The organism is Planktotalea frisia, assembly GCF_001890925.1.
Lineage (GTDB): Bacteria > Pseudomonadota > Alphaproteobacteria > Rhodobacterales > Rhodobacteraceae > Planktotalea > Planktotalea frisia.
The window spans coordinates 21,422-28,686 of sequence record NZ_MLCB01000162.1 but is presented as its reverse complement, the minus strand read 5'-3'; the positions used below and the strand labels follow the sequence as shown (position 1 = coordinate 28,686).

Here is a 7,265-nt window from a genome sequence, read left to right as displayed (position 1 = left end):
GTCAGTCCCTCGCCGAAACCTCGCGCACTGGCCCGCATCGAAAAACCTTCATCACAGCAGACCTTAGGCATGCCTCCTGTTTCAACCTCAACGTTAATCACATAAAACCTGATATCGGAACTCAGGCGGTTTCAAAGAGTTTGAACTCGCCTGTAAGTCGCAAAACACTTCACCCCTTCACAGCCCCCTCCATCCGCTCAATCATAAATTCCATAAACAAACGCGCCTTTGGGTCTTGGTGGCGGCGGTGCGTGTAGAGACATGCCATTTGCACGGGGAGGGGCGGGGTGTCCTCGACCACTGTGACCAAAGCGCCAGACTCCAAATGTTGCGCGATCTCGAAAACGGGGCGCAGGGCGATGCCGGCGCCTTGGAGGGCCCAATCGGTAAGAACATCGCTGTCGTCGCACTCGAAACGGCCCTGCACGTCGAACTTGCGCGGGCCATCGGGGGTGGAGAGTTCCCATTGGAATTCGGTCGCGCCGGGGAAGCGTAGATTGAGGCAGTTGTGTTTGCCGCGATCAATCTCGGCACCTGTTTTGGGGTGGCCATGTTCAGCGATATAAGCAGGCGCGGCGCACAGGACGCGTTCGCAATCGGCGATTTTGCGGATGCGCAGATTAGAATCCTCTGGTCGGCCTAGGAAGAACGCGATGTCGAGGCCTTCGGCGGTGAGGTCGATCTTGCGATCTGTCATGCGCAGGCGGACATCCACCAAAGGAAATTCGCGCGCGAACTCAGGAACATGCGGGGCAATCAGGCGACGGCCGACACCCAAGGGTGCTGCGATATGCAAAGTGCCGCGCGGGTTTTCTGTGGCGTCGCCAACGCCTGCTTCAGCGGCTTCGACCGCCTCTAGGACAGCGCATGCACCATCGTAAAAGATGCGGCCCTGCTCGGTGGGGGTCAAAGAGCGGGTGGTGCGTTGGAACAGGCGCACGCCAAGGTGCGATTCCAGTTGCGAGATGCGCGCAGAGGTGACAGCAGGCGAAATGCGCTGGTCGCGCGCAGCGGCGGACATGCTACCAAGTTCGTAGATACGCACGAAGGTGCGAAGGTTATCGAAGTAAGACATTGTTTGGCTATTTTTGACACTCTTTGTACAATGCCAATTATAGCGGAAAAATCAGCCAGTGGATAGTCTGCGCATAAATAGGGGAGACGGCATCGATGTATGATTTTGCAATACTCTGGGATTGGATTTCGTTTGCAGTGCGCTGGCTGCATGTGATTACGGCGATGGCGTGGATTGGGGCGTCTTTCTTTTTCATCGCTTTGGACCTTGGTTTGAAGAAAGCGCCTGATATGCCCCACGGTGTGTCTGGTGAAGAATGGCAAGTTCATGGGGGTGGGTTTTACCACATCCAGAAGTATCTGGTCGCGCCGCAGAACATGCCGGAGCATCTGATCTGGCACAAATGGCAGAGCTATATTACATGGGTGTCCGGCGCTGCTTTGTTGATGATTGTCTATTGGGCTGGGGCTGAGTTGTTTCTGATCGATCCGGCGAAAGCTGACTTGTCTGTGCTCAGCGCAATCGTGATTTCTGCGGGCTCTTTGACGATTGGTTGGATTGCCTACGACTTTATGTGCAAATCGCAATTGGGCGAGACGCCGACGTTGTTGATGGTTCTGTTGTTCGTGATTTTGGTGATCATGGCGTGGGGCTATAACGAAGTGTTCACAGGGCGCGCGGCGCTTTTGCACTTGGGCGCGTTTACTGCAACGATTATGACGGCCAATGTGTTTTTCATCATCATGCCGAACCAGCGCATCGTTGTGGCAGATCTGAAGGCGGGCCGCTCGCCTGACCCGAAATACGGCAAGATTGCCAAGCTGCGCAGCACGCATAACAACTATCTGACGTTGCCTGTGATCTTCTTGATGCTCTCGAACCATTATCCGCTGGCGTTTGGAACGGAGTATTCCTGGATCATAGCATCGCTGATTTTCCTCACGGGTGTCACGATTCGTCATTACTTCAACACGCTGCATTCGACAGGTAAGGGGCCAAGCTGGACATGGGCGGTGACGGTGATTTTGATGATCATCATCGCGTGGCTGAGCACGGCGAACACATGGGGTGAAGATTATGATGTGGCGGAGGCGCAACCGTTGTCCGCGCATCAAGAGATGTTGGTCGCTTCGGCGGGCTACGAAGAGGTGGAGAACATTGTGCTTGGTCGTTGTTCAATGTGTCATGCGCGCGAACCGAGCTGGGATGGTATTCGCTGGGCCCCTAAGGGTGTTTTCCTAGAGACCCGCTATGACATTGCCCGCTCTGCTCGCGAGATTTATTTGCAGGCGGGGGTGTCGCACGCGATGCCGCCTGCGAACATTACGGACATTCCCGAAGCAGACCGCGCGGCGATTGTGCGCTGGTATCGGGGTGCTGGGAAGGTTGCTTCAACCGAGTGAGGCTAGCCGCAGCAGACAAGGGGCTCTTTCGTCTGTTGTCTTTGCAACGGTTTACAAAGCGCTGTCAAATTTTGAAGTTCCACTAAGACGCGACTGTCGTCGAGCCTTGGCTGCGATAGCGACAGCGTTCGCAGGCCGATGTTGCCGAGCGCGAACTCTGCGCTTAACGACGTGTCCGCTAAACTTGGCAGTTTATTTAGGCTTTGCTTCAGGATTGCGCTAAATTTGGCAACGCTCATATGGGTTTTGCCGGGCAGGTCGAACAGCTGCAATTTGGCTTCTTCCCATGTTTCAATTGTGCCGCCGCAATCTATGCCGGTCGCTGAGAGATGACGCAATTCGGTGACGTGATAGCCTGCGCCGATGTCTGTGCCCTCTAATGTGAATACCAAGGGAAGTTCAGGGTCGAACGCGTTAAGTTGCGTAAGAAGGGTTGCAAATGTCATGGGCTCTCTTTCATTTCAATGATTCTTGAAATAAAGTGACATAGGAGTGATTGCATTTCAAGAGGTGTTGAAGTATGAATGAAGAAGATGCCGCAACCCTGTTCAACGCATTGTCCAACGCGGACCGCTTAAAGGTCATTCGTGCCTTGGTGGTTGCGGGGCCAAATGGTTTGAATGCGGGCGATATTGCGCAGAGTGTTGGGGCAAGCCCGTCGCGAGCATCGTTTCATCTGTCAGCGTTGACCGACGCGGGCATTTTGACGCGAGAACGCCAAGCGCGTAGCTTGATTTACACGATCAATTTTGCGCGCATTGGGGAGCTAATGACGTTCTTGCTAGAGGATTGCTGCGCCGGAAGCCCAGAGCTTAAGGCCTGCTGCGCAGTGTTGAGATAATTGGTTCAGCCGCCATGCGCATCTGTACGCAAACGGGCCAAGTGATCGTCCCAGCCTTTGTCGAGCGCAAGTGTGAGGCCGAAGGCCGCTTCGCCAACGGGCAAGCCCTCGTGCACCAATGACAAACGCGTGCCACCTGCAACGGGATCAAGGGTCCATTTTACGGTGCTGGTTGCATCCCCCATAGGGGCGATTGTGAAGGTGTATTCCAAGCGTGTATGCGGTTCCGACACGAGAACATCGCCCCACATCAGTTTGTCGCCGCTTTGTGTGCCGTACATGGCATAGGCGCCTTTGATCAAAGGGGATTTGGGTTTGTGAAACCAGATCGCGAGTTTCTCAGGGTCGGTGAGATAGGCCCAGACTTGCTCTGGTGTGGCCTTGAGGTAGATGGATTTGCGCAGGGTTGTATCGCTCATTTCGTGTCCTTTTCTATTTCAGATTTTAGGGTAGCGAGGCGATCATCCCAGAACGCATCAAAGTAGCTGAACCAGTCGTGGATTTGTTTCAGCCCATCAGGGTTCAGCGCATTCACGCGCGTGCGTCCGACGGTGTGCATGGTGATTAGGTCGCCCTCTTTCAGCACGGTGAGATGTTTCTTCACGGCTGCGCGGGTCATTTGGAAGTTTTCGGCGACTTCGCCGATTGTCATATCTTGGCTCGCAAGCAAATGCAGAATGCCGCGACGGGTTGGGTCTGCGAGCGCGCGAAAGCCGAGTTGTTGGAGCGGTTGGGTCATCGGGTCCTCTCGTGATATCATTTGGTATCTTATATTGAGGTACCAAATGGTATCATGTCAAGGGTTGTGTTAGTTTACCCGTTCAATCCAAGCATGTTTGGCAGGTCTCGCATGTCGTGGAATTTATGCGCGCCGAAAAGGTTAACAGGGGTCGTCCCTCGATCAGGAAGATAGGCGAAGCAGCGCATTTGTGCATTCGCGGCAGCTTCGAACCCGCTTGGGCTGTCCTCTATTACGGCGCACTCATTGGGTCGAACACCGAGGGTCTTGGCAGCATAACACATCGGGGGCTGGTTTGCTCTGGCCGACATCGTATGCGGAAAACATCCTGCCTTCACACCAAGCGCGCATTTGAGTGCGCTCTAGAGTGACGTGCATCTTTGCAAGCAAGCCATTTGAGGCCACGCAGAACGGTACTTTGGCTGTGATCAATCTTTGAAGCACAGTCCTTGCGCCTTTGATTGCTGTGACCTCGTTCTTCAGAGCATCCAAAGCCTGTTCATAAAAACCAGTCGACCAATTTGCAGGAAAGCTCAGGCCTTCGTTGGTTAGGTATTGCTCAACATCGTCTCTGCTTTTGCCGATGAATAGCTCGCAGCATTCGGAGAAGGATAGCTGAGCGCCACAAGAGTGCAAAAAGTCATGAAGAACGCGATTGAATATCGGTTCGGAGTTCACAAGAACGCCGTCACAGTCGAAGATTACAAGTTTTGGAGGCTGTTTAAGGAGCAAGTTCTCGGTTAAGCACCGCGAAGTTTGCGAAACCAGCCTTTCTTAGGGGCATCGTCGTCCTCAGGGGTTTCTTCATCCGTATCAGGCGCACCAACGGCATCCTGAAATGCAGTGAAAAACTGATCCGCCATTTTCTTGGCAAAGCCATCCACGATGCGACTACCAAGTTGTGCGAGCTTGCCGCCGACTTTCGCCTCTACATCATAGTGCAGGATCGTTTGATCGCCGTCAGCCTCTAGGCGGACATTTGCGCCGCCTTTGGCGAAACCAGCGGCACCGCCTTTGCCAGCGCCACTCAAGGTGAGGCTTTCGTTCTCGACCATTTCGCTGAGTTCAACCGCGCCTTTGAAGGTCGCTTTGACGGGGCCGACTTTTTGCACGACCGTCGCTTCAAAGCCTTCCTCGGGCGAGCCTGTCATTTCCTTGCAGCCCGGAACGCAGGACGCGAGCACATCGCGATCCAACAGTGCGGCATAAACCGTGGCGGGGTCTGCGTTGATGGTTTTGGAATCGCTCAGGTTCATATTGTTTGTCCGATCTTGGGGCGTGGCTGACGTGTCGGTTCAATCCAACACTGCCAGCCCCAATTTTGCAATCGGGTTTACGACCCGCGCGTAGAACTGCGGACTGTATCGATCATCAATTGCACGTTTTCAGGGTCAGCGTCGGGTGTGATGCCGTGGCCGAGGTTGAAGATGTGCGGACCTTTGGAGAGGGCATCAACAATGCGGCGCGTTTCTGAAACGAGAGCGTCGCCCCCTGTAACCATGTGGCTGGACGCGAGGTTGCCCTGAACGCACCCATCGGGTTGCACATTCTCGGCGACCCACTCTGCGCTGACGGCATCATCGAATGCGATACAATCCGCACCGGTCGCTTCGTGTGCGCCTTTGTAGCGCTCACCGGCACCGCGCGGGAAGGCGATGATGGGGGTATTTGGATGTGACGCGCGCACGCCATCAATGATTTTGCGCATGGGCGTTAGGGAGTAGTTGTCGAAATCATCACCTTTGAGCGAACCCGCCCAGCTGTCGAACAGTTTGACGACTTCTGCGCCTGCTTCGATCTGCTTATTAAGGTAAAGGATCGTCGCTTCTGTGATGCGATCGAGCACGCCCTCAAAGACGGCCTTGTTTTCAGCTTTGAGCGCGTGCGCAGGCGCTTGATCAGGCGTGCCTTTGCCACCGATCATATAGGTGGCGACTGTCCAAGGCGCGCCTGCGAAACCGATGAGGGTTGTCTCGTCGGGCAGGGATTTGGAGAGCGTGTTCACCGTTTGATAGATCGGGTCGAGGTGCTCGTGGATTTCATCAGCTGGTTTGAGAGCGTCGAGTTCCGCTTGGCTCGTGATTGTGGACAAGCGCGGTCCTTCGCCTGTCTCGAACCGCAGATCAGCGCCCAAAGCTTGTGGCACTAAAAGGATGTCTGCGAACAGGATGGATGCGTCAAAACCGTAGCGGCGGATGGGCTGCATCGTGACTTCTGTGGCCAGTTCAGAATTATAGCACAGGGAGAGGAAATCGCCCGCTTGCGCGCGTGTGGCGCGGTACTCTGGCAAATACCGTCCCGCTTGGCGCATCATCCAGATTGGTGGTGTTGGCAATGTTTCACCGGCTAGGGCGCGCAGGATGGTTTTTTGAGAAGTCATAGAGAGTTTCCTTGGTTTTCGAGATGCGACGGCGCGAGGGCCTTGAGTATGAGGTCGGCAACGCGATGCGCGTCTTCTTCGTGAGCTAAGTGTCCCAAACCTGACAGCATGTCGCAATGGGCATTCGGCATTTTGGCGACAGCTTTTTGTGAGGTTGTGGGTGGTACGGCAAGATCATTGTCAGCCGCGATCAGATAAGTTTGTGCTTGGTTGTTAGGCAGGCCCTCAATCAATGCGTCGAGTTTCCATTGCGCCATCATTTGCAAGGTCGCGTTCACATGGGTGCGACTGGCAACGAGGCGTTTGTAATAGGCGATGTCTTGGGGGGGCAGGTTTGAGCCTGTCCCTTTGAGAATACGCTCAACACCGCTGCCCATAGAGGTGGTCGCACTGAAGAAATCAGAGACCAGCGGGACGGCGGCGATGGTTTTGGCAAGGATCGGGAACATAACGCCTGCGACACCCGCAAAGGGTTCAAGTGCAGCGTTGATGCCAATGATTTGGGGTGAACTTGGCGCGAGACGTTCGGCCATGCGCAGCGCGATCGCAGCACCGGCTGAATGGCCAATGATAGCGGCGGGTCGCAGATTTTCTTTAGCGCAAAGCGCAAGTATATCTTCGGCCATAGGGTCAAGACCGCAGCGCTGTTGTGCGCCAAGTTTGGTGAAACCTTGGCCGGGCAGATCGATGGCAATGACGCGGTAGTGCGCGGCGAGTATAGGCATTATGTGCTGCCAGCTATGCGTCGAGCCGCCTGCGCCGTGAATAAGTAGCAAAAGCGGGCCGCTGCCCATTTCTTGAAGGTGCCATTTGTGGGGTTTACTGAGGACAAAGCGAGAATGCTCAGAGTGCGGCCAAGTTGCGCTGTTGCTCGCCCAATCCATCGT

11 protein-coding genes are annotated in these 7,265 nt (G+C 54.8%); 2 read left to right on the top strand and 9 right to left on the bottom strand.

The genetic code is table 11. The features are described 5' to 3' along the window. Positions 1 to 169: 169 nt before the first annotated feature. A complete protein-coding gene (locus PFRI_RS14535) occupies positions 170 to 1,075 on the bottom strand; it encodes a LysR family transcriptional regulator (protein WP_072631430.1) in 906 nt (301 codons plus the stop codon). 95 nt (positions 1,076 to 1,170) lie between these two features. Between PFRI_RS14535 and PFRI_RS14530 the strand changes: the two genes are divergently transcribed. Continuing rightward, positions 1,171 to 2,418, top strand: coding sequence for a urate hydroxylase PuuD (locus PFRI_RS14530; protein WP_072631429.1), 1,248 nt, complete (start codon positions 1,171 to 1,173; stop codon positions 2,416 to 2,418). A gap of 2 nt (positions 2,419 to 2,420) precedes the next feature. Here PFRI_RS14530 and PFRI_RS14525 read toward each other — a convergent pair whose 3' ends face one another. Continuing rightward, positions 2,421 to 2,864 carry a DUF6428 family protein gene (locus tag PFRI_RS14525; protein WP_072631428.1) on the bottom strand — a complete coding sequence of 148 codons (444 nt, stop codon included), beginning with the start codon at positions 2,862 to 2,864 and terminating at the stop codon, positions 2,421 to 2,423. Positions 2,865 to 2,938: 74 nt separating this feature from the next. Here PFRI_RS14525 and PFRI_RS14520 point away from each other — a divergent pair, with 74 nt between their 5' ends. Further along, the gene (locus PFRI_RS14520) at positions 2,939 to 3,259 is read left to right on the top strand and encodes an ArsR/SmtB family transcription factor (protein ID WP_072631427.1); all 321 of its coding nucleotides are present in this window, start codon (positions 2,939 to 2,941) and stop codon (positions 3,257 to 3,259) included. Positions 3,260 to 3,264: 5 nt separating this feature from the next. Here PFRI_RS14520 and PFRI_RS14515 read toward each other — a convergent pair whose 3' ends face one another. The 7 genes from PFRI_RS14515 to bchO form a co-directional block, all read right to left on the bottom strand. Next, positions 3,265 to 3,678 (bottom strand): SRPBCC family protein, encoded by a 414-nt coding sequence (locus tag PFRI_RS14515; protein WP_072631426.1) that lies wholly within the window; start codon positions 3,676 to 3,678, stop codon positions 3,265 to 3,267. Continuing rightward, on the bottom strand, positions 3,675 to 3,998 hold the full coding sequence (locus PFRI_RS14510; protein ID WP_072631425.1) for an ArsR/SmtB family transcription factor: 324 nt from the start codon (positions 3,996 to 3,998) through the stop codon (positions 3,675 to 3,677). The genes PFRI_RS14515 and PFRI_RS14510 overlap by 4 nt, the downstream gene beginning before the upstream one ends. Positions 3,999 to 4,072: 74 nt before the next feature. Beyond that, complete coding sequence (locus PFRI_RS21985) at positions 4,073 to 4,282, bottom strand: HAD-IA family hydrolase (RefSeq protein WP_170124867.1); 210 nt, start codon at positions 4,280 to 4,282, stop codon at positions 4,073 to 4,075. After that, entirely contained in the window at positions 4,242 to 4,730 is a 489-nt protein-coding gene (locus PFRI_RS21980) for an HAD family hydrolase (RefSeq protein WP_425439471.1), read from the bottom strand. Before PFRI_RS21980 ends, PFRI_RS21985 begins: the two co-directional genes overlap by 41 nt. Before the next feature lie 8 nt (positions 4,731 to 4,738). After that, a complete protein-coding gene (locus PFRI_RS14500) occupies positions 4,739 to 5,254 on the bottom strand; it encodes an SRPBCC family protein (RefSeq protein WP_072631424.1) in 516 nt (171 codons plus the stop codon). Positions 5,255 to 5,331: 77 nt separating this feature from the next. Further along, positions 5,332 to 6,378: a uroporphyrinogen decarboxylase gene (gene hemE / locus PFRI_RS14495; RefSeq protein ID WP_072631423.1), complete on the bottom strand. Its 1,047-nt coding sequence runs from the start codon at positions 6,376 to 6,378 to the stop codon at positions 5,332 to 5,334. Further along, positions 6,375 to 7,262 (bottom strand): alpha/beta fold hydrolase BchO, encoded by an 888-nt coding sequence (bchO, locus tag PFRI_RS14490; protein WP_072631422.1) that lies wholly within the window; start codon positions 7,260 to 7,262, stop codon positions 6,375 to 6,377. The genes hemE and bchO overlap by 4 nt, the downstream gene beginning before the upstream one ends. Between the last annotated feature and the right edge of the window lie 3 nt (positions 7,263 to 7,265).

What these genes read in the sequence shown, in the direction of transcription:
- PFRI_RS14500 (WP_072631424.1), bottom strand. Translation starts at nt 5,254, where the DNA reads ATGAACCTGAGCGATTCCAAAACCATCAACGCAGACCCCGCCACGGTT.
- PFRI_RS14525 (WP_072631428.1), bottom strand. Translation starts at nt 2,864, where the DNA reads ATGACATTTGCAACCCTTCTTACGCAACTTAACGCGTTCGACCCTGAA.
- hemE (WP_072631423.1), bottom strand. Translation starts at nt 6,378, where the DNA reads ATGACTTCTCAAAAAACCATCCTGCGCGCCCTAGCCGGTGAAACATTG.
- PFRI_RS14530 (WP_072631429.1), top strand. Translation starts at nt 1,171, where the DNA reads ATGTATGATTTTGCAATACTCTGGGATTGGATTTCGTTTGCAGTGCGC.
- PFRI_RS14510 (WP_072631425.1), bottom strand. Translation starts at nt 3,998, where the DNA reads ATGACCCAACCGCTCCAACAACTCGGCTTTCGCGCGCTCGCAGACCCA.
- PFRI_RS14520 (WP_072631427.1), top strand. Translation starts at nt 2,939, where the DNA reads ATGAATGAAGAAGATGCCGCAACCCTGTTCAACGCATTGTCCAACGCG.
- bchO (WP_072631422.1), bottom strand. Translation starts at nt 7,262, where the DNA reads ATGGATTGGGCGAGCAACAGCGCAACTTGGCCGCACTCTGAGCATTCT.
- PFRI_RS21985 (WP_170124867.1), bottom strand. Translation starts at nt 4,282, where the DNA reads ATGTGTTATGCTGCCAAGACCCTCGGTGTTCGACCCAATGAGTGCGCC.
- PFRI_RS14515 (WP_072631426.1), bottom strand. Translation starts at nt 3,678, where the DNA reads ATGAGCGATACAACCCTGCGCAAATCCATCTACCTCAAGGCCACACCA.
- PFRI_RS14535 (WP_072631430.1), bottom strand. Translation starts at nt 1,075, where the DNA reads ATGTCTTACTTCGATAACCTTCGCACCTTCGTGCGTATCTACGAACTT.